This window comes from Achromobacter spanius (genome assembly GCF_039673305.1).
Classification (GTDB): domain Bacteria; phylum Pseudomonadota; class Gammaproteobacteria; order Burkholderiales; family Burkholderiaceae_B; genus Achromobacter; species Achromobacter spanius_F.
In genome coordinates this window covers 1-21,456 of sequence record NZ_JBDJLJ010000081.1, presented here as the reverse complement: position 1 = coordinate 21,456, position 21,456 = coordinate 1, and the positions used below count along the sequence as shown (strand labels likewise).

Below are 21,456 nucleotides of genomic sequence, written 5' to 3'. Positions count from 1 at the left end.
GGGTATGGCGCCGTAGCGGCAGACGCCGCCGTCGCGCACGCCGGTCAGCGTGCCGGCCCGCAGGGCCGCCTTCACGCGTTCACTCATGTCCTGCCCCTTGTCTCGTTGTCTGCCGTCCGGCCGCGGCGGGCGCCGCGGCCGCCGGACGCAGACTATGGTAGGGAGGAATGGGGCGCGCCGGGCATTCCGGTTTTGAACGAAGCCATGCGCAACGCGCATGGCTGTGCGCAAAGAGCGGTCTACTTCGCGATGCGCGCGTCCAGGCTGTTGTCCGCCAGGGCCTGGGCCTGCGCCTGCGACATGCCCAGGTGTTCGTAGAGCGCGTGGAAGTTCTCGTTGACGTAGCCGCCGAAGTACGCGGGATCGTCGGAATTGACGGTGACCTTCACGCCCGCGTCCAGCAGCGACAGGATGTTGTGGTCGCGCATGTGGTCGAACACGCGCAGCCGGGTGTTGGACAGGGGACAGACGGTCAGGGGGATCTGCTCGTCGATCAGGCGCGCGATCAGCTTGGGGTCTTCGGCGGCGCGCACGCCGTGGTCGATGCGCAGCACCTTCAGGAGGTCCAGCGCCTCCCAGATGTACTCGGGCGGGCCTTCCTCGCCCGCGTGGGCCACGGCAGGCAGGCCCTCGGCGCGCGCGCGGTCGAACACGCGCTGGAACAGGCGCGGCGGAAAGCCCTTTTCGCTGCTGTCCAGGCCCACGGCGATGAAGGCGTCGCGGTAGGGCAGCGCCGCTTCCAGGGTGCGCATCGCCTGTTCTTCGGGCAGGTGGCGCAGGAAGCTCAGGATCAGGCCGCTGGTCACGCCTAGCTGCTTGCGGCCGTCTTCCAGCGCCTGGCTGATGCCGTTCACCACGGTCTCGAACGGCACGCCGCGGTCGGTGTGGGTCTGGGGGTCGAAGAAGGGTTCGGTGTGCACCACGTTCTGTTCGCGGCACTTCAGCAGATACGCCCAGGTCAGGTCGTAGAAGTCCTGTTCGGTGCGCAGCACGTCCGCGCCCATGTAGTACAGGTCCAGGAACTCCTGGAGGTTGTGGTAGTTGTAGGCGCCGCGCAGGGCGTCGATGTCGGGCCACGGCAAGGCCACGCCGTTGCGCTGCGCCAGCCGGAACAGCAGTTCGGGTTCCAGGGAGCCTTCCAGGTGCAGGTGCAGTTCCGCCTTGGGCAATGCGTTGAGCCAGTCGTACATGGGTGTTCCGATATCTTCAGGTGATGCGTGTTCAGGCGGCCAGGGCGATCGCGTCCGCCTGGATGGTGCGTTCAAGCTGGGCCGCGAAGGCGCGGGCCTGCCGGGTGCTGGGTCGGTCGCGGCGCCAGATGGCGGCCAGGGGCGATTTGCGCAGGGCGGGCCGGGCGGGCAGGACGGCGAGTTCGCCGCGCGCCTGCCGCACCGCCGCGACGCTGCCGGGCAGCATCCACAGGTATTGCCCGTCCAGCAGCATTTCGCGGCCGAATTCCAGCGACAGGGCGCCGATCATATCCGGAATCGGCAGCCCGGCCTGGCGCAGCGAGTTTTCGAGTTCGCCGCGGATGCGGCTGCCGGGCAGGGCGGTGATCCAGGGATAGGCGACGTAATCGGCCAGTGTGGCGCCGGGCTGGGCGGCCAGCGGATGGTGCGTGGCGCAGGCCAGCACCACCGGGTCCTCGAGCAGGGTGGTCGACCGGTAGATCTGCGGATTGACGGTGGACGAGAAGCGGCTGATTAGCACGTCCAGCGCGCCGGCGTCCAGGTCCTCGATCAAGCGTTCGTGCGTGCCGATCTCGATGGTGAGCGTGACGCGGGGGTAGGCCTGGCGGTAGGCGCGCGCCGCCTCGGCCACCGGCCAGCCCGCGAACATCGAAAAGCAGCCCACGGCAAGGCTGCCTTCGTCGCCGCGCGACACGGCGGCCAGGTCGACCTCGGCCTTGCGAAAGCCGGTCAGCAATTGGCGCGCATGGCGGCACATGGCGTCGCCCAGCGGGGTGCAGGTAGTGCCCTTGGCCGTGCGTTCAAAGAGCCGCGCGCCCACCAGTTCCTCGATTTCGGCGATGGCGCGGGACAGCCCGGACTGCGTGCTGTGCAGCTGGGCCGCCGCCTTGGACAGGTTGCCCAATTCGGAGACGGTCAGCACGATTTCCAGGTGCCGGATGCGGAGTTTGCCTCGGAAGGGAGTCATGGCGCGGAAGGCGGGGGGGCGATGTGCCGATTATTCTCCGCGGCCCGGCGCTTGGCAACGCAAGCGCGGGATTCGGATATAGTTCGTCGCCTGCCGGCGCGCGGTCTGCCTCTAGTCGACGCCGGCCAGCAACGGGAGAGACAGCCATGATTCCAGGAGCGCCCTGCGCGGGACGCATGATCCGCTTCGCGGCGGCCGCGCTGGCGGCCGCGGCGCTGAGCGCCTGCGGCGTGTCCAACGTGGACGGGGTGTCCGTGAAGTGGCCCCCGTTCAAGGAAGGAACGCTGGTGGCGTTGCCGTCGGAGGCGGCGCAATGCCCGGACCTGGCCGGCGTCTACCGCGCCCAGGGGGAGCGCCGCGCAGGCGATCCGCAGGCGCTGCTGATCAACGACCTGCACGACTTTCTTCTGTATCCGCTGGATCTGCCGGGCATGCGCGCCGCGTCCATGCCGGCGTGGCGTTCGTCGCCCGCGGCCACCGTCGCGTTCTCCAAGGCAGCCGACGGATGGGACGTGCTGGCGCTCGACGGCCAGGGCGCACGTGCCGTCGCTCGCTTGTTCCTGCAGAACGGCGACGCAAACGCCACCGCGGCGGACGGGGCCGCGATGCGGCCCGGCGAAGCCATCCGCCGCGAAGCCGGCTGCACGCAGGGCCGGCTGTGGGTCAGCGTGCGGCATGACTGGCGGCAGCACGAATCGACGGGCGTGCGGCGCCACGTCGCGATCCTGCGCAAGGAGTCGGACGGCCTGTTGCTGACCGTGGCGCGCGAATCCGACAGCATCGGCATGCTGCTGCCCTGGTACACCAACGACAGCAGCCAGGCCCAATATTGGTTCGCGCCTGCCGCGGACCGCCCCTGAACCCCGGCGGGCTTGCGTCCGCCTTTGCCCGTAGCGCTCCATGAACGCCAAACGACTGATCATCTGGACCTTGTTCTTCGCCCTGTTCGTGGCGCTGGTGGCGCTGTTCTGGCGCCAGCTGTTCGACCAGACGCCGCGCTCGCTGCGCGAGCTGGGCGGCCATCCCGAGGGCGGCAATGTCCATATCTATGGCGAATCCCCGCGGCACGACGGCATGGCCGACCGGGCGCTACTGGCCGCGGCCGAGCGCGGCGATCCCGGCGCCCAATACATGCAGGGCATCATCATGGAGCACTTCGACATGAAGGAAGCGCTGCGCTGGCACGAAGCCGCCGCGGCGCAGGGCTACGAAGCGTCGATCGAACGCCTGCGGCAGCTGCGGCAGGCGCCGCCCGCGGCGCAATAGGCCAGGCGGACTGCCGTGAACGCGCCCGCGCAGCACGCCCGCTTCGTGTCCGGTCCGCTGGGCGGCCACGTGCTGGAAATGATCCTGACCGGCTGGGCAAGCATGCTGGCCGTATTCGCCGTGGAATTCCTGTCGCTGCTGTACCTGGGCACGCTCAAGGACGAAGCCGTGCTCGGCGCCGTCGGCTTCGGTTCCATGACGCAATTCACCATCACCTCGATCTGCATCGGCGTCACGGTGGGCGGCGCGGCCCTGGTGTCGCGCGCCCTGGGGGCGCAGGACGCGGCGCGCGCCAGGACGCTGGCCGGGGCGTCGCTGATCCTGATGGCCGCGGCCGCCGTGGTTGCCGGCGCGCTGTTTCTTGCGGCCATCGGCCCGTTCACCGCGGCGATCGGGCTGGCCGAAGACGTGCGCGGGCATCTGCTGTCGTACGTGCTGATCACCACGCCGTTCGCGGCGGTCATGGGCGTGGGCATGATGCTGTCCAACCTGCTGCGCGCGGCGGGCCAGGGCCGCCAGTCGATGTGGGTGCTGCTGGCGGGGACGGGGACGGTCGCCGTGCTGGACCCGATCGTCATCTTCGTGCTGGACGGCGGCATGGAGGGCATCGCCTGGGCCGGCGGGGTCGGACGCGTGGCCACGGTGGCGTTGGGCGGCTGGCTGGTGTTCCGCAAGCACCGCCTGGTGGCCTGGCCGGCCCGGGGACAATTGCGCGAGCACCTGGCCGCGATCGGCAACATCGCCTTGCCCGCCGCGCTGACCACCCTGGCCACGCCGGCAGCGGTGATCTTCACCGTATCCACCTATTCCAGCTTCGGCCCCAGCGTGCTGGCCGGCGCCACGGTGGTGGACCGGCTGCTGCAGCTGGCTTATTCGCTGTTCTTCGTGCTGCCCGGCGCCATCGGGCCGATCCTGGGCCAGAACCTGGGCGCGGGCCAATGGGGCCGCGTGCAGCAGACGGCGGCCCTCACCACGCGCTGGGCGCTCTTGTACGGCTTTGCGGCGGCGGCCGTGCTGGCGGTGCTGGCGCCCTGGATGCCCGACCTTTTCCAGGTGACGGGACCGGGCCGCGACCTGATCATTTTCTTCTGCCGCTACGGCAGCTTCGCGTGGGCGCTGAACAGCCTGTTCTTCGTGTCGATCTCCGTCTTCAACAACCTGGGATACGCCACGTATTCCACGGTCATCGGCTGGCTGCGGGCCACGGTGGGCACCTTGCCCTTCGTGTGGCTGGGCGCGCACTATGGCGGGCCCCAGGGCGTGATGCTGGGCCAGATGGGCGGCTTCGCGCTGTTCAGCCTGATCGCGATTGCGCTGTGCCGGCGCGTGCTGCGCGCCCCGCCCGCGGGCTACACGGGCCGGGCGCCGGCATAGGGCGCCCGGGGCCGGTTCGATTTCGGCGGCTGGTCGCGGTACGATCCCGGCTGACTTCGATTTTTCAGGAAAGCCATGCGCCAGAGTTCCCATCGTCCTCGAATCGACAGCTTCTCCCGTGTGCTCGTGGCCGCGGCATTGGCCGCCGCCGCAAGCGCCGCGCAGGCGCAGTCGCCGGGGTCCGCGACCGGATCGCGCATCCCTTCGGCGCCCGCCCAGCCGGCGCCCACGCTCACGCCAAAACGCAGCTTCGACGACGTGCAGGCGCCGGCCGCGCAGGCCGCGCCCGCTGCTGCTGCGCCAGTCGTAACCGTGCCTGCTCCCGCCACGGCCCACTCCCCCGCCCCGGCGCCCGCGACGCCTGCCGCCGCGCCTGCCGCCGCCGCGCCCACGGTCATCATCCCCACCGAGCTCGACACCAAGGCCTGCATCGACAAGCTGCGCAAGGGCGCGGCCGCCAACGGCCTGACCGTGGCCGATTGGGACAAGTACACGGCCAACGCCAAGCTGCTGCCCACGACCGTGGCGTCGGCCAAGGGCCAGCCCGAAGGGCGCGAAAGCTGGTGGGACTACATCGCCAAGACGGTGGACGAAGAGCGCGTGCGCGACGGCCGCGCGGTGCTGGACAAGTACGGCTCGCAGCTGGCCGCCATCAGCCAGCAGTACCAGGTCGATCCGGCCACGCTGGTCGCCATCTTCGGCATTGAAACCAATTACGGCCGCCAGGTCGGCAAGACCGACGTGCTCAATGCCTGGCTGACCCGCGCCTGCACCGAGAACAAGCAGCTCTGGGAAAAGAACGCCTACGCGTCGGTGCGCCTCTTGCGCGACGGCACCGTGCCCGCCGACAAGTTCGTCGGCTCCTGGAGCGGCGCCTTCGGCATGACGCAGTTCATTCCGACCTCGTTCTATGAACTGGCCGCCGACGGCGACGGCGACGGTCGCATCGATCTCTACAACTCGCTGCCCGACGCGCTGGCCTCCACGGCCAACCACTTGCGCAAGCGCCGCGCCAAGTGGACGCACGGCCTGCCGGCGGTGGTGGAAGTGCGCGTGCCGGCCGACGTGGCCGCCGCGATTCCGCCGGAACCCGACGCGGAGTACGTCGGCTCGCAGGACCGCCGCACGATCGCCCAATGGGCGCAGGCCGGCCTGAAGCAGGGCGACGGTTCGGTGCTGAAACTGCCGTCCGGCAATGAAGAGCAGGCCTATCTGTTCGCGCCCACCGGCGCGCGTGGCCCGGTCTTCCTGGCCACGGTGAATTTCGACGCCATCCTGCACTACAACCAGTCGCGCCGCTACGGCCTGGCCGTGGCGCTGCTGCTGAACCGCCTGCAGGGCGGCCCGGCCCTCGTGGCCGCGTGGCCCACCGATGATCCCGGCCTGTCGCGAGCCGAGATCAAGGAACTGCAGAAGCAGCTGTACGGCCGCGGCCACGACATCGGCGAGGCCGACGGCATTCCCGGCGGCAAGACGCGCGACGCGGTGCGCGAAGAGCAGGCGCGCCTGAACCTGCCGCAGGACGGGCGCGTGGGCAAGCGCATCCTGGACGCGCTCAAGGCCGACCAGCCAGCCGCCATGCGCGCGTATCCCGGGCAATGAGCAGGCCCGAGATCGCGGGCACGGCCGGCTACGGTGAAAACGCCGCCGTGCTGGCGGACCAGTACGAAAGCATCGCCTTCGCCGACGTGCACCGCGATGTCGCGCACCTGATCCCGCCGGCGCCGGCGCGCATTGCCGACATCGGCGCGGGATCGGGCCGGGACGCCGCGGCGCTGGCGCGCATGGGCCACGCGGTCGTGGCGGCCGAGCCCACGCCCGAGCTGCGCCGCGAAGGCCAGCGCCGTCACGCGCTGCCCAACCTGGCGTGGACGGACGACGCCCTGCCGGACCTGGCCGGCTTGCGCGCACAGGGCAGGGTGTTCGACGTGATCATGCTGACCGCCGTCTGGATGCACCTGGACGAGGCGGAACGCGCCGCCGGCATGGCCAGCCTTGCCGCGCTGCTGGCGCCGGAAGGGCAGGTCCTGATGTCGCTGCGCCACGGGCCGGTGCCCGCTGGACGGCGCATGTTCGACGTGTCGGCCGAAGAAACCATCGCGCTGGCCGCCGCGCATGGGCTGTCCAGCCATCATCTGTCCTCGCGCGAGGACATGCTGGACCGGGCCGATGTGCGCTGGAGCTTCCTGGGATTGCGGCGCGGGTGAGGGTTAGGCTGGAGTGTGGCCGCGCGTCCGCGCCGGTATGATGAGCCGATCCCGCCACTCCTTTCGCCATCCCTGCCGACCGCCATGCCGTCCGCCGAGTTTCCTGACGATTTCCTGACCTTGCGGCTGCGCGCCCGGCGCATGTCGCAGGCGCATCTTCCGTTCATGATCGAGATGCACGCCAACGCCGACCTCATGGAGTCCATGGGCGGCACGCGCGATGCGGCCGCCAGCCGGCGCTACGTCGCCCAGAACATCGTGCACTGGACCGAGCACGGCTACGGCATGTATGTGCTGGAAGACCGCGACACGGGCCGTCCCGCCGGCCGCGCGGGCCTGAAGGTGTCCACGTCGGCGGGGCGCGCCGGCGTCGAACTGGCCTACGCCCTGCATCCCGATTGCTGGGGCAAGGGCTTCGCGCCCGAGATCTCCCGGGTGCTGGTCGCGCTGGGTTTCAGGCTGTTGCCGGTGGACGTGCTGGGGGCGGTGGCGTTGCGCTCCAACACGGCGTCTCAGCGGGTCATGGAAAAGACCGGCCTGCGCTACGTCGGCCTGACCGCCGACAAGCCCGAACCCAAGGTCTGCTACGAAATCCGGCGCGCGGACTGGCGCAAGCTGGAAGGGCTGTGACGGGCTGTCCGCGCCGCGCGCATGCGCACGGCGCTAACATGGCGCCATGAGCACCAAGCCTGTACCCGACGACGATCCGCAACCCGTGCCGCCCGAGCGCCCCGCGCCCGAGGAATGCTGCAACAGCGGCTGCATCCCCTGCGTCTACGACCTCTATGACGAAGCCATGGACCGCTACCGCGAGGCCCTGAAGGCCTGGCGCGCCCGGCACGAGCCGCCCAAGGCCTGAGCGCCGGCGTTCAGCCGGCCAGCTTCATGTGGATGATGGGGAACGGCCGGCCCGAGTCATCGTAGGCCGACCGGCCCACGTCTTCAAAACCGTAATGCTTGTAGAAGCCGTGGGCCTGCGGGTTCTGCTCGTTCACGTCGACCAGCAGCGTGCCGTGCAGCGAACGCGCGAAGTTCAGCAGGCGCCGGCCGGCGCCCTTGCCGCGTTTGTTGGCGTCGACGAACAGCATTTCGACCTTGTTGCCGGAAAGGCCCATGAAGCCGGCCACTTCGCCGGCATCGTCCTCACAGACCCAGACCCGCACCGAAGGCAGGTAGGTGTTGAGCACCTGCGGGTACATGGCCTGGATTTCTTTCTCGGTAAGGAAAGTGTGGGTGGCGCGCACCGAACGGAGCCAGATGTCCACCAGGGCCAGATCGTCGCCGTGGTTGCGTTCTCGGATGTTCATTTCTTATTGATTCTGAAGGTCGGATGCCGACAGCGGTCCTTGGCCGCTAGAGTCCCGCGCGGTAGATGTCCGCGGCTGCCAGGACGGTTTCCATCTGCACAGTATGCGCGAAAACAAAGCGGTCCCCGTAGACCGTTTCATCCGGAAACTCCGAGATGAGCGCCAGTGGCAGTTCTTCACGATCGGTTTCCGTGACCTGCACGGGAATGCCGTTCAGCACGTCAAAGCCCGATTCGAGCGCGTGCGCATGAAAGAGTTCCAGCTGGCGGGCGTTGAACTCCACCAGGCCGGGCACATTGCGGGCCAGCCGCGCGGTCACGCCCTCGATCAGGCGCCGGGCGCGCTCGCCCCAGCCGGGATGATGGCGCAGCACCAGGAAGAAGCCCTTGGGTATCGTCCAGAGCTCGAAGTGGCGCGGCAGGTAGCCCGACAGCGGGCGCGTCCATTCGTGCGCGGGATAGCCGTGCAGGTTGATGTGCAGTTGCGCGCCGCTGATGGCGTGCGCCTGGTGCCGGCCTTCGCGTTCGAAGAACGGCGCGCGTTCGCGGTAGGCGATGTCGTCGCCCAGCGCGCTGTAGCGCGACGCGTGCAGCATGTGGCGCGGGTGCTGTTCGCGCAGCCGATTGAAAAGCGCGTAGCCGTCGGGGTTTTCCGAGGCGATCAGCGCGAAGTGCGCATCGCCGCGCGCGGCCAGCGTCTGGGCCGCGCGCAGCGCGCCGACCACGCCGGAGGTTTCGTTGGCGTGCTGCGCGCCGGAAATGAAGATGGCGGGGCCGGGGCCGCGCACATAGGTGCCCAGCACGGGACGGCCCTGGCGCGACACGGCCTGGAACGTGTCCCCGCCGAAGGCCGCCATGCAGCCGGCGATCTGCGCGGCCGACAGCGGGTCGCGCGCCTGCGCCAGCGGGCCGGCCAGCGGCGCGGGCGTCACGGGCGCGACCGGGTCGAAGGGTTCCACCGAGATCTGCACGCGCGCCGCGCCGTCGTGGCGGCGGATGTCGGGAATGATCTGGCCGGGCTGCAGCCCGCGGTCGCCGGAAGGGCGGCCGGAATGCTGCTGGAAGTGTTCCAGCAGCGAGAAATAGATGTCCTCGTGCAGCGCTTCGAAGGTGCTGACGATTTCCTCGTCCACCGGCAGGGCGAAGTCGATGCCCGGCAGGTCCACGCGGATTTCCAGGCGGTCGAAATAGGGTTCGTGCGCGCCCCAGGCATGGTTGCGCACCGTGTCCAGGATGCTGCGGAACAGCAGCTGGTATTCCGTGGCTTGCGCGGCGTCGGTCTGCACGGCGCCGTCGGCGTCGCGCACGCGCAGCCAGCCCGTGGGCGACAGTTCCGGCGTGCCGTCCGGCGCATGGCCAAGCTGGTTGGGCGCGTACACGCGGGTGTCGGTCTCGCGGCCGTCGGCGTAGACCAGGCTGACGTCATAGTGCAGGTCGTCGGCGCCGGGCTGCAGGGTCACGCGCACGCCTTGCAGCAGGGCGACCAGCGGGTAGGCTTCCAGCGTAAAGCGCTTGGCCTGGGCGTGTTCGTGCAGGGGGTAGCGCACCACCGCCGACACCAGCCCGTCCAGCTCAACCTCTTCCAGGAAGTAGTGCAGCAGGGGCTTGTAGGCGCTGCGAAAGCGCGCCTTGACGCCGGCCTGTTCCAGGCGGGCCTGCGCCGCGCGGCGGGCTTCCACGCCTTCGAACAGCCAGCCTTCCACGACCGCCCCGCGCCAGGCCGGCGCCATGTAGGCGTGCGTCCAGGCGTCCAGCGTGCGGTCGAATGTTTTTTCCAGCAACGACATACTCAATATTCCTTCCGGGCCGGTTGGGCCGGATCGATGTTCAGACCTTGCCGGTCGGGTCCAGGCGGTCGCGCAGCCAGTCGCCCAGCAGGTTCAGGCCCAGCACCGTCAGCATGATGGCCAGCCCGGGAAAGACGCTGACCCACCAGGCCGTCTGCATATAGGTGCGGCCGTCGGCAAGCATACCGCCCCAGCTCGGGATCATGGGATCCACGCCCAGGCCCAGGAACGTCAGGCTGCTTTCCAGCAGGATGTTGTTGGCGACGTTCAGGGTCATCAGGATCACCAGCGGACCCAGCAGGTTGGGCACGATGTGATGGCGGATCATGGCCAGGTCGCGCACGCCGAAGGCGCGGGCGGCCAGCACGAACTCGCGCTCGCGCAGCGCCAGCACCTGCGCCCGTACCAGCCGGGCGTACTGCACCCATTGCGACACGATCATGAAGAAGATGACGTTGAACAGCCCGCCGCCCAGGATGGCGATGAACGTGATCGCCACCAGGATGAAGGGCAGCGCCAGCTGCACGTCTGCAAAGCGCATGACGATCATGTCCCAGAAGCCGCGGTAGTAGCCGGCGATGAGGCCCATGACGATGCCCAGCAGCGCGCCGCCGATGACGGACGCAAAGCCCACCAGCAGCGAGATCTTGCCGCCGACGATGACGCGCGCCAGCACATCGCGGCCCAGCGGGTCGGTGCCGAAGGGATGGGCGGCGGTCGAGAACGGCGCCATCAGGCGGGCGGCCAGGTCCATGGATTCGCCGCCGTCCGGAAACAGCCAGCCCGAGGCCAGCACCAGCAGGACCATGACGCCGGTCAGGATCGCGCCCAGCACGAATTCCAGCGAACGGAAGCGGCTGCGCGGCTTGAATGCCTTGGGGGCGGCGGAAGTAGTGGTTGTCTGCATGATGCTCAGCGCGTGCGGATGCGGGGATCGACGATGCCGTAGGCGATGTCGACGATCAGGTTGACCAGGACGATGACGGTGGCCAGCACGGTGACCGTGCCTTGCAGCACCGGATAGTCGCGGCCGGAGATGGCGTCGAACGCCAGCGTGCCCAGTCCGGGCCAGTTGAAGACCATCTCGATCACCACGATGCCGCCGATCAGGCCGCCGAACTGCAGGCCCAGGTAGGTGATCAGCGGAATGGCGCAGTTGCGCAGCGCATGCTTGTACAGCACGACGCGTTCCTTCAGGCCCTTGCTGCGCGCCACCATGATGTACTGCGCGGACAGCGTTTCCAGCATGGTCGTGCGCACCAGCCGGATGTTGGTGGCGCTGAGGATGATCGCCATCGTGAGCGACGGCAGCACCAGGCTGGCCGGGCCGCTCCAGCCGGACGGCGGCAGCAGCGGGAAGGTGATCGACAGCAGCAGCACCAGCATCAGCGCCAGCCAGAAGTTGGGGAACGACAGCCCCACCAGCGACAGGATGCGGATTGCCTGGTCCGTGGGCTTGCCGCGCTTGATGGCGGCCTGGATGCCCAGCGGCAGCGAAATCAGGATGGACACGATCAGCGACGTGAAGGCCAGCATCAGCGTGGCGGGCAGGGCGTCGCCGATCAGCTTGGCCACCGAGGTGCCGCCCATGAAGCTGCGGCCGAAATCGCCATGCAAGAGGCCCTGCATGTACGACAAATATTGCTCGTGGAACGGGCGATTCAGCCCGAGCGCCTGGCGGATGTTGGCTAGGTCCTGTTCGGTCACGCTGCCCGAGCCCTGGCTGAGCATCAGCGCGGGGTCGCCCGTCAGGCGCACGGCATAGGAAACAAGCAGCGTCACGGCCACGATCACGAAGATCGCCTGCAACACGCGTTTGATGAGAAATCCGGTCATAAGGCGCCGCACCGGCTTGCGCCGGACTGAGTAAGAGGGGTTAAAGCGTCAACAGGCATCACAACGAACATCGTTCTAGCGGGATGCCGCGGAGCCGGCTTTGCCGGTCCGCAGGCATGCCCCCTGGGGGGGAAGCGCGTAGCGCTTCGGGGGGGCGTGTCCTTCGCGGATCCGGACTCTGCCGGTCCGCAGGCATGCCCCCTGGGGGGAAGCGCGTAGCGCTTCGGGGGGGGCCTCTTTACTCGACTTCAGTGGCAAGGAACCGGAAGCGGATGTCGCCAGGCACTTCCAGGTTCTTCACGCGCTTGTTCACGCCCACGATCGTGTTCAGGCTGTACAGCGGCAGTTCCAGCGCCTGATCGGCCACGTAGGCGGCGATTTCCTGCAGCATGGCTTCGCGCTTCTTCACGTCATAGACCGTGCGCTGCGCTTCCAGCATGCCATTGAGCTTGGCGTCGTTGTCGTACGGATTCCACTTCTGGCCCGTGTGGTACATCAGATACGCCGTGTTGTCGTAGTCGTACGTCCAGCCGCCCCACTGGTTCTGCCACATCTCGCCGGTCTTGCCGCCGGGGATGATGTCGTTGAGCAGCACGCCGGTTTCGTACGGCTTGATGGTGGCGCGCACGCCCACGGCCTGCAGGTAGCCCGACACGGCCTGCGCCACTTCGCGGAAGTTCGAATCGCTGCCGCGCACGTCGATCTGCACCGTGGCGCCCGGCTTGACGCCCGCGGCGGCCAGCAGCTTCTTGGCTTCGGCGGGGTTGAACGGCAGGGGCTTCTGTTCGGGGTTGTAGCCGAACGACTGCGGGCCCTGGAAGCTGGCGATGGTCTTGGCCTGGCCCAGCAGCAGCTGCTTGACGATGGCGTCGCGGTCGACCGCCATGATCAGCGCGCGGCGCACGTCGCGGCTTTGCGTGATGCCGTTCTTGGTGTTGTAGCGCAGCGCGAAGGCGACCGGGCCGCCGGTGGAGATCACGTCGGCGTTGCCGGACTTCTTCACGGTCTCGATCAGGCCCAGCGGAATCAGCGTGGCGATGTCGACGCGGCCGGCCTGCAGCTCGGCGACCTGCGTGCCGGGCTCGCCGATGAAGCGGTACACCACCTTGTCCAGCTTGGGCTTGCCGCCCCAGTAGTCGTCGTTGCGCGCGAGCGTCACGTTGACCTTGGGCTGGTAGCTTTCAAACTTGAACGGGCCGGTGCCGACCGGGTTGGTGTTGAAGTTGTCTTCGCCCTTTTCCTTGATGTACTTGGGCGGCACGATCATCGCGCCGTAGCCCGCCAGCTTGGTCAGCAGGACCGGGTCGGGCTGCTTCAGGATGAAGTCCACGGTGTACTCGTCCACCACCTTGACCTCGCCGATCGAGTCGTAGTTGGACTTCTGCGGGCCCTTGGCGCCTTCCGCGCCCAGCAGGCGCTCGAAGGTGAACTTCACGGCTTCGGCGTTGAAGGGTTCGCCGTTGTGGAACTTGACGCCTTCGCGCAGCTTGAAGCGCAGGCGCTTGTTGTCGTCCAGGTATTCCCAGCTGGTGGCCAGGCCCGGCTGCAGCTTCAGGTCGGCGCCGCGCATGGTCAGGCCGTCGTACAGGTTGCCGCCCACCGAACCCCAGAAGGTCACGAAGGTGTCGATCGGATCCCAGCTTCCCGGATCCTGGTTGATGGCCACGTTGAGCGTGCCGGCGGCGTGCGCGGTCGAGAAGACCGCGGGCAGCGCGCCGCCCAGCGCCAGGGTCAGGGCGGTGGCGGTGAAGGTGGTGCGTAGGAATTGCATGTTCGCCTCCAGGGACGGGAAATCGGGTCGTGCCGACGGATGAAAAGGGGTTCAGGCCGCCCGGGCCACCTGGTGGCCGGGCGCGAATTCGATCAGGGGAATGATGGCGGGCTCGTCGCCCACGCGCCGCACGGGGCTGGGGATTTCGCCTTCGATCAGGGACGTGTCGATATGGCGGCCGGGCTCGGCCACGGGCACCGCGGCCAGCAGCTTGCGCGTGTAGGCGTGCTGCGGCGATTCGAAGATCTGGCGGCGCGTGCCCAGTTCGACGATCTGGCCCAGGTACAGCACCGCGACGCGGTGGCTGACCTTTTCCACCACCGCCATGTCGTGCGTGATGAACAGGTACGACAGCCCGCGGTCCTTCTGCAGGTCCATCAGCAGGTTCAGGATCTGCGCCTGGATCGACACGTCCAGGGCCGACACCGATTCGTCGGCGATGATCAGTTTCGGGTTGCTGGCCAGTGCGCGCGCGATGCACACGCGCTGGCGCTGGCCGCCCGAGAATTCATGCGGATAGCGCCGGGCGTGTTCGGGCTTCAGGCCCACCTGCTCCAGCAGTTCGCCCACGCGGCGGGCGATGGCGTCCTCGCCGGACAGCAGGCTGTGCGTGCGGATGGGTTCCGCGATGCTGAAGGCCACGGTCTTGCGCGGGTCCAGCGACGCATAGGGATCCTGGAAGATGTACTGGATCTCCTGGCGCAGGCGCTGGCGGCCGGCGCTGTCCATCGAAAAAATGTCCTGGCCGTTGTAGCGCACCGCGCCGGAAGTCGGCGCGACCAGCTGCTGCAGGGTCTTGCCGATGGTGGACTTGCCGCTGCCCGATTCGCCCACCAGCGCCAGCGTTTCGCCGGGGTAGACGTCGAAGCTCACTTCCTCCACCGCATGCACGCGGTGCGTGACGCGGCCGAACAGGTTGTGGCCCACGTCAAAGCGCGTGGTCAGCCTGTCCACGCGCAGCACGGGTTCGTCGTAGCGGGCCGTGTCCTGTTCGCGGGTTTCGCCCACTTCGCGCAGCGTGTCGCCTTCCAGCACGGTCTGCGGCGTGCGCAGCGGCAGGTCGCGGCCGGTCAGGCTGCCCAGGCGCGGCACCGCGGCCAGCAGCGCGCGCGTGTAGGGGTGTTTGGGGGCGTTGAAGATGTCTTCGACGGTGCCTTGCTCGACCTTCTTGCCGCGCAGCATCACCACCACGTCGTCGGCCATCTCGGCCACCACGCCCATGTCGTGCGTAATGAAGATGACGGCCGTGCCGAGGTCGCGCTGCAGTTCGCGGATGGTGTTCAGGATCTGCGCCTGGATGGTGACGTCCAGCGCGGTGGTCGGCTCGTCGGCGATCAACAGGCGCGGCTGGCACGACAGCGCCATGGCGATCATCACGCGCTGGCGCATTCCGCCCGACAACTGGTGCGGATAGCGGTCCAGCAGTTGCTCGGCGTCCGGCAGGCGCACCTTTTCAAGCAGCTTGCGCGCGGCCTGGCGGGCCGCGGATCGCGACAGCTGCTGGTGCAGCATGATGGCTTCCACGATCTGGTCGCCGATGGTGAACACCGGGTTCAGCGACGTCATCGGTTCCTGGAAGATCATCGCGATGTCGTTGCCGCGGATGGCGCGCATCTGCTCGTCGCTGGCGGCGGTCAGGTCGACCTCGCGGTCGGCGCTGTCGCGGAACAGGATCTGCCCCGTCGCGATGCGCCCGCCGCTGTAGTCGGTCAGGCGCATGATGGCCATGGACGTGACTGACTTGCCGGAGCCGGACTCCCCGACGATGGCCAGCGTGCGGCCGGGGCGCACCTCGAAATCCAGGTTGTCGACAGCGCGGAACACGCCGGTTTCGGTGGTGAAGTCGACCGATACGCCGCGCACGGACAGCAGCGGGGCGGAAGAAGAAACAGTAGTGCTAGACAACGTGGATTCTCACAGCGAGGTGGCGGCGCGGGCGGCCTGGTCGTACAGGCCCGAGAGGGCGCGCAGGGTATTGGCCAACTGATGGCTGGCGTCGTCCGCGGCGGGGGAGTCGATGAAGGGCTTGACGAGGCACTGCTCGCGGACTTCGGCATAGCGCTTGATGGCCGCCGCGCCGGCGTCGGTGGCGGTATAGATCACTTCCTTGCCGGTCTTGGCGCTTTGCACCACGCCCAGGCGCTCCAGCTTTTTCAGCGAATAGTTCACCAGGTGGGTGTCTTCGACATTCAGCGTGAAGCAGATGTCCGCCAGCTTCTTGCCGCGGCCGCGATGGAACACGTGGTTGAGCACCAGGATGTCCAGCGATGTGAGTTCGGGCAGGCCCGCACAGGCCATGCAACGCACCATCCAGCGGTTGAAGGCGTGCGACGCGATGATCAGGCCGAATTCGACTTCGGACAGCTCGGGGGCGGACGAGGCCAGATGTGAAGAAGAAACGATGGCGTCCCGGACGGACACAGGCATGGGCGAGGCAGGCAAAGGGACGGATTGACAACAAAACGTTGGCGAATTATTGACGATTTGTCGTTTTTGGGGACATTCGGGATTACCCGGGCCGAACTTTCAGACTCCTCTGATTCCGGGGCAACCGGGTTGGCGTCTACAAAGCGGGTGGCGACAGCAGGGCGCGTAACTCGAATGATGGCGTTTTGTTACCAGTACGGAATTCTGTCCTGCGAAATATCAACAAAACACGTCAAGACGATGCTTATGTCCAACAAATATGGCTAAAGCTGCATACGTCAAAAGAGATACATAAGATATATATTGAAATAAACAGTTTCGTGCCGCAAAATTGCCGGCCAAACCAGATCACAGGAGGCGGCGCAGCAGCGGGTATCCGTGTGCGTCCAGTCGTATGAGCGGATTCCGGCAGTTGCGGTGGGCGGGCGTGTTTTTGGCGGTGGTGGTCGGCGGGCCTGCAGTGGCCCAGACGGCGCCGGAGGCCGTGCTGCGGGCGACGGAAATCCAGCGCCGCCAGGAACAGGAAGTCGACGCGCAGCGCGCCCGCGCGGCCGAACGGCCCGACGTGCTGTCGTCGCCGCCCGCGCAAGCCGCGCCCGGCCTGGTCTTTCCCGCCGAAACCCCTTGCTTCCTCCTGCGCGACCTGGCCTGGGAAGGCGCCCAGCCACCCGAGTCGCTGGCGCTTGCCGCCCGGGCAGTCATCGGCAAATGCGTGGGTGGCCAGGGCTTGCGGGCCTTGCAGGAATACCTGATCGGCCTGCTGATCGACAACGGCCAGGTCACCGCGCGCGTCGTCGTGCCCGAGCAGTCGCTGGCGTCGGGCGTTCTCACGCTGCGCTACCTGCCTGGCCGCATCTCGGCAGTCAAGGGCGAGGGCGCCATCGGCTGGTGGCGCACCGCGCTGCCCACCGGCCCGGGCGGCGAACTGAACCAGCGCGACCTGGACCAGGCGCTTGAGAACATCCGTCGCCTGGGCAGCCAGGCCGACGCGGCCATCGACATCGCGCCCGGTCCCGAACTGGGCGACTCCGACATCCTCATCAAGCCCGGCACGGGCAAGCGCTGGCACGGCTACCTGGGCGGCGACAACGGCGGCATGGACAGCGTCGGCAAGTACCAGATCAACGCCGGGCTGACCCTCGACTCGCCGCTCTTCCTGTACGACCAGCTGTCGGTGTCCTGGAACAGCAATGCCCACTGGCGCGACGCGGAATCCAACACGCGTGCGGCGTCCATCAACTACAGCATTCCCTTCGGCTACTGGACCTTCTTCACGGGCGCCAGCAAGTCCACGTACCGCCAGACCGTCGCGGGCTTCGAAGATCCCATCATCTATGGCGGCACCACCAAGCAGATCCAGGTGGGCGTGTCGGTCGTGCCCTATCGCGGCACGGCCTACAAGGGCAACCTGTCGGTCACGCTGCTGCGCAAGCGCACCGACAGCACGTTGAACGACGTGCCCATCGACGTCCAGCGCCGCGACGTCACCGGCTACGAGATCGGCTACGGGCACCGCCACTACCTGGGCCAGGCTGTGCTCGACGCCGGCATCGGCGTGCGCGGCACCCTGCCGCAGTTTTCCGACCAGCCCGGCTATGTCTACGGCGACCCGGACTGGAACGGCCGCAGCACCATCTACACCGCCAACGCCGGGCTCTACCTGCCCTTCAAGGTGGCGGACCAGCCCTTCGCCTACCAGGCCAGTTGGCAGATCCAGCACGCCAAGACCGCCATCGTGCCCGCCGACTACTTCACCATCGGCAACCGCTACGCCGTGCGCGGCTTCGACGGGCAGATGACGCTGGCCGCCGAAGACGGCTGGACATTGCGCAACGACCTGTCGTGGAACCTGGATGCGGTGACCGGCCTGCCCGGGCAGCAGCTCTACGCCGGCCTGGACGTGGGACGCGTAGGCGGCCCATCTGCCGCCTACCTGTCCGGCCGCACGCTGTTCGGGGCTGTCGCCGGCGTCCGCGGCCGTTTCTCCATTCCCTACGTCAATGCCAGCTACGACCTGTCGGCCGGCTGGCCGCTGAAGAAACCCGAATCGCTCAAAACCGCATCCACCGTCTTCGCGATGGCCGTGATGTTCGAGTTCTAAATCAGATGTTGCTCATCAGGTGCGCATGATGTCCAAGCTTCGTTCGTTGATTGTCTGGTCCATCGTCTTCACGCAGATCTGGACGCCGGTGCTGGCGCAGACTTTGCCGATTTCGGTCGACAAGGGCGTGTCCGGCCCGAAGCCCGTCGTGGGCGTCAGCAACGGGGTTCCCGTCGTCAACATCGCGCCGCCCTCGGCCGGGGGCGTCTCCAACAACCGCTACACGCAGTTCAACGTGGGCCCGTCGGGCGTCGTGCTGAACAACAGCGGCGGCGCCAGCCAGACGCAGCTTGCGGGGCAGGTGGCCGGCAACGTGATGCTGGGCAACCAGCGCGCCGCGACCATCCTGAACCAGGTCACCGCGCCCAACCCGTCGCAGCTGATGGGCACGCTGGAAGTCGCGGGCAACCGGGCCAACGTCATCGTCGCAAACCCGGCGGGCATCACCTGCAACGGCTGCGGCTTCCTCAATGCGGACCGGGCCACCTTGACCACCGGACGGCCCCAGGTCGGGCCTGACGGCAGCATCGCGCTGGACGTGGCCGCGGGCAAGATCCGCGTCGAAGGCGAGGGCCTGAACGGCACGGGCGCCAGCCAGGTCGACCTGATCGCCCGCACCCTGGAAATCAACGCGGGCGTCTGGGCCGATCGCTTGAACGTGACGGCGGGCGCCGCGCGCGTGGATTATGCGACCGGCGCGGTGTCGGCCCAGGCGGGCGAAGGCCCGGCGCCCGAGGTGGCGCTGGACACCGCCGCGCTGGGCGGCATGTACGCCAACAGCATCCGGCTGATCGGCACCGAGGCCGGCGTGGGCGTCAACGTGGGCGGCAACCTGGTGGCCTTGACGGGCGACCTGCAGGTCAGCGCATCGGGCGACGTGCGCATTGCGCCCAGCGCCGCCGTCCTGGCGGCGCGCGATCTGCGCCTGGCGGCCGGGCGCGACCTGGCCGTGGACGGCGCGGCGCAGGCCGCGGGCGGCGCCGCGCTTGCGGCGGGACGCAACGCCGACATCAAGGGCGCGGTCGGCGCCGGCGGGGCGGTGGACGTGGACGCCGCGGGCGACGTGAACGTCGCCGCGCAAGGCGCATTGCAGGCCCAGGGCGCGCTGCGCGTCGCGGCCGGGCAGGACCTGACCTTGGGCGGCTCGCTGCTGATGGGCGGCCAGGACGTGCGCGCGGAGTCGGGACGCAATGTGCGGATCGGCGCAAATGCGTCCACGCCTGTCACGACGCCGCCGGCCACCGGCGGCTCGGGCTCTGTCGGCGGCGCAACGTCGTCGGGCGGGGCGGGCGCCGGCGTCGCTTCGGGCGCGGGCGGTTCCCCCACGGACGCTGCGGCATCGGTCGCATCCGGCAGCGCGGCGCAGGCCGGTTCGGAGTCCAGCGGGTTGGTCACGGCCCGGGGCGGCATCGCCCTGAAGGCCGGGCGCGACATGACGCTGCCCGCGCAGGTGACGGCGGCCGGCGCGCTGCATGCGCAGGCCGGCGCGGACCTGACCACGGGCGCCACCGCCCAGTTGCAGTCGGGCGGACCGGCGACGATACGCGCTGGCGCGGACCTGCGCGTGGGCGGCCTGGTCGGCGCGCGCGGCGACGTGTCGCTGATGGCGGGACGCGATGCTTTGGTTTCCGGCAAGGGCGCGGCCACGGGCCGCCTCGCCATGGACGCCGGTCGCGACCTGCGTCTTGACGCGCCCGCGCAATGGGACGCCGAAGGCGCCTTGGTCGCAAACGCGGGCGGCGACATGGCGCTGGCCGGCGCGCTGCGCGCCAACGGCGACACGGCAATCGCGGCCAGCGGCAAGCTGGCGATCGACGGCGCGGTCTCGGCCGCGTCCGGCGGCATGATTGCTTCCGCAGGCGGCGATGTGTCCGTGGGCGCGCAGGCGCAGGTGGCCGCGGCCGGCCCCGTCGGCCTGAACGCCGGCGGCAGCCTGCAAAGCTTCGGCAAGGTCACGTCGCTGAAAGACCTGTCGCTGCAGGCGGCGCGCAACCTTGCGCTGGACGGCGAAACGCTCGCCACCGGCGATCTGCGGCTGCAGGCGGGAGACGCCCTGGCGGCGTCTTCCGCGTCCCGGCTGCAAGCGGACGGCTCGGTGACGGCTGCCGCGGGCAACGCATCGCTGGCAGGCCTGCTCATCGCGGGCCAATCCGCGCAAGTGAACACGCGGGACGGCCTGCGCGTGGACGGCACGATGCTGGCCGACGCGGGCACGCTCAAGGCCGTCAGCGGCGGCGACATGACGCTGGGCAGCGCCAGCGTGCTGCAAGCGGGCCGGCAGCTAGACGTGCAGGCCGGCGGCAAGCTGCTGGCGGACGGCACCATCTCCGGTGAAACAGACATCCGGCTTGCCGCGGGGACCAACGCCGAACTGAATGGCAAGACGGTCGCCAACGGCGCCCTGCGCGCCGAAGCCGGCGCCGACCTGACCATCGGACAGGCCGGCCTGGCGCAAGGCAGCAGCAAGCTGTTCCTGGGCGCGGGCCAGGACCTGCGCGTGGCGGGCACGGCAGGCACCGCGGACTTGGGGCAGGGGGCCGAGGGCTTCCTGCAGGCCCAGGCGGCGCGGGACTTCTTCGTGACCGGCATCGTGACGGCGGGCACGCCCGCCAGCCTGTCGGCCACGCGCAATCTCGGCATCGACGGCACGGTGGCGGCGCTGGCGGGCGGCCTGACGGCCGACGCCGGCGGGCAGTTGCGCGTCGGCGCAGCCGGCCGCATGCAGGCCGCGCAGAACCTGACCGCCCGATCCGGCGGCGACCTGGACTCCGACGGCGTCATCGTCGCGGGCGGCGGCCTGACGCTGGCGGCCACCGGCGATGCGCGCCTGGGCGGCACCGCGGCCGCGCTGGGCGACACCGCCGCGGGCAACCTGCTGCTGGGCGGACGCGATCTGACCATCAAGCAGGGCGGGCAGGTGCAGGCCGCGGGAACGCTGACAGCGCAAGCCGGACGGGATCTTGTTGCCGCCGGCGCGCTCGCCTCGGTAGCAGACATGATGCTGTCCGCCGCGCGCGATGCGCGTGTGGACGGCACGGCGGCCAGCGACGCGAACCTGTCGCTGACCGGCCGCAACGTGGCCGTGGGCGCGGCGGGCCTGGCGCAAGCCGCCGGCACGCTGGCCGCCACGGCGCAAGGCACGCTGCTCGCGGCGGGCAGCATGCTGGCGGGCGTCACGCAGACGCTCACGGCCGGCGACGACATGACGGTGGACGGCACCGTCG

General features: G+C 68.9%; 18 protein-coding genes. 9 read left to right on the top strand and 9 right to left on the bottom strand.

Annotated elements, in window-relative coordinates:
• Positions 1–239: 239 nt before the first annotated feature.
• Together ABE485_RS29350 and ABE485_RS29345 are read right to left on the bottom strand one after the other, a co-directional pair.
• Positions 240–1,190, bottom strand: a complete 951-nt coding sequence (locus ABE485_RS29350) for an adenosine deaminase (protein WP_346518775.1) — start codon at positions 1,188–1,190, stop codon at positions 240–242.
• Between the two features lie 31 nt (positions 1,191–1,221).
• Positions 1,222–2,157 carry a LysR family transcriptional regulator gene (locus tag ABE485_RS29345; protein ID WP_346518774.1) on the bottom strand — a complete coding sequence of 312 codons (936 nt, stop codon included), beginning with the start codon at positions 2,155–2,157 and terminating at the stop codon, positions 1,222–1,224.
• Between the two features lie 146 nt (positions 2,158–2,303).
• Here ABE485_RS29345 and ABE485_RS29340 point away from each other — a divergent pair, with 146 nt between their 5' ends.
• The 7 genes from ABE485_RS29340 (at position 2,304) to ABE485_RS29310 (ending at position 7,863) form a co-directional block, all read left to right on the top strand.
• Entirely contained in the window at positions 2,304–3,017 is a 714-nt protein-coding gene (locus tag ABE485_RS29340) for a hypothetical protein (protein WP_346518773.1), read from the top strand.
• A 40-nt stretch (positions 3,018–3,057) separates the two neighbouring features.
• Positions 3,058–3,423 (top strand): sel1 repeat family protein, encoded by a 366-nt coding sequence (locus tag ABE485_RS29335; protein WP_346518772.1) that lies wholly within the window; start codon positions 3,058–3,060, stop codon positions 3,421–3,423.
• Positions 3,424–3,438: 15 nt separating this feature from the next.
• Entirely contained in the window at positions 3,439–4,797 is a 1,359-nt protein-coding gene (locus ABE485_RS29330; protein ID WP_346518771.1) for an MATE family efflux transporter, read from the top strand.
• Between the two features lie 75 nt (positions 4,798–4,872).
• On the top strand, positions 4,873–6,399 hold the full coding sequence (locus ABE485_RS29325; RefSeq protein WP_346518770.1) for a lytic murein transglycosylase: 1,527 nt from the start codon (positions 4,873–4,875) through the stop codon (positions 6,397–6,399).
• Entirely contained in the window at positions 6,396–7,004 is a 609-nt protein-coding gene (locus ABE485_RS29320; RefSeq protein WP_346518769.1) for a class I SAM-dependent methyltransferase, read from the top strand. The genes ABE485_RS29325 and ABE485_RS29320 overlap by 4 nt, the downstream gene beginning before the upstream one ends.
• An 84-nt stretch (positions 7,005–7,088) precedes the next feature.
• On the top strand, positions 7,089–7,634 hold the full coding sequence (locus tag ABE485_RS29315; protein WP_346518768.1) for a GNAT family N-acetyltransferase: 546 nt from the start codon (positions 7,089–7,091) through the stop codon (positions 7,632–7,634).
• Positions 7,635–7,680: 46 nt separating this feature from the next.
• Positions 7,681–7,863, top strand: coding sequence for an oxidoreductase-like domain-containing protein (locus ABE485_RS29310; RefSeq protein ID WP_346518767.1), 183 nt, complete (start codon positions 7,681–7,683; stop codon positions 7,861–7,863).
• A 10-nt stretch (positions 7,864–7,873) separates the two neighbouring features.
• Here ABE485_RS29310 and ABE485_RS29305 read toward each other — a convergent pair whose 3' ends face one another.
• The 7 genes from ABE485_RS29305 to ABE485_RS29275 all read right to left on the bottom strand — a co-directional run bounded on the left by ABE485_RS29305 (position 7,874) and on the right by ABE485_RS29275 (position 16,131).
• The gene (locus ABE485_RS29305; protein ID WP_346518766.1) at positions 7,874–8,311 is read right to left on the bottom strand and encodes an acetyltransferase; all 438 of its coding nucleotides are present in this window, start codon (positions 8,309–8,311) and stop codon (positions 7,874–7,876) included.
• A 46-nt stretch (positions 8,312–8,357) separates the two neighbouring features.
• Complete coding sequence (locus tag ABE485_RS29300; protein ID WP_346518765.1) at positions 8,358–10,097, bottom strand: peptidase M14; 1,740 nt, start codon at positions 10,095–10,097, stop codon at positions 8,358–8,360.
• 40 nt (positions 10,098–10,137) lie between these two features.
• Positions 10,138–11,004, bottom strand: coding sequence for an ABC transporter permease (locus ABE485_RS29295; protein ID WP_346518764.1), 867 nt, complete (start codon positions 11,002–11,004; stop codon positions 10,138–10,140).
• Between the two features lie 5 nt (positions 11,005–11,009).
• Positions 11,010–11,933 (bottom strand): ABC transporter permease, encoded by a 924-nt coding sequence (locus tag ABE485_RS29290; RefSeq protein ID WP_008160703.1) that lies wholly within the window; start codon positions 11,931–11,933, stop codon positions 11,010–11,012.
• A gap of 238 nt (positions 11,934–12,171) precedes the next feature.
• Positions 12,172–13,704: an ABC transporter substrate-binding protein gene (locus ABE485_RS29285; RefSeq protein ID WP_346518763.1), complete on the bottom strand. Its 1,533-nt coding sequence runs from the start codon at positions 13,702–13,704 to the stop codon at positions 12,172–12,174.
• 51 nt (positions 13,705–13,755) lie between these two features.
• Positions 13,756–15,609 (bottom strand): ABC transporter ATP-binding protein, encoded by a 1,854-nt coding sequence (locus tag ABE485_RS29280; protein WP_346518762.1) that lies wholly within the window; start codon positions 15,607–15,609, stop codon positions 13,756–13,758.
• A gap of 9 nt (positions 15,610–15,618) precedes the next feature.
• Positions 15,619–16,131 (bottom strand): winged helix DNA-binding protein, encoded by a 513-nt coding sequence (locus ABE485_RS29275; protein ID WP_346518761.1) that lies wholly within the window; start codon positions 16,129–16,131, stop codon positions 15,619–15,621.
• 394 nt (positions 16,132–16,525) lie between these two features.
• Here ABE485_RS29275 and ABE485_RS29270 point away from each other — a divergent pair, with 394 nt between their 5' ends.
• Both ABE485_RS29270 and ABE485_RS29265 read left to right on the top strand, forming a co-directional pair.
• Positions 16,526–18,232, top strand: a complete 1,707-nt coding sequence (locus ABE485_RS29270; protein ID WP_346518760.1) for a ShlB/FhaC/HecB family hemolysin secretion/activation protein — start codon at positions 16,526–16,528, stop codon at positions 18,230–18,232.
• Positions 18,233–18,257: 25 nt separating this feature from the next.
• Positions 18,258–21,456 (top strand): filamentous hemagglutinin N-terminal domain-containing protein (locus ABE485_RS29265; RefSeq protein WP_346518759.1); only part of this gene is annotated, 3,199 nt, incomplete at its 3' end.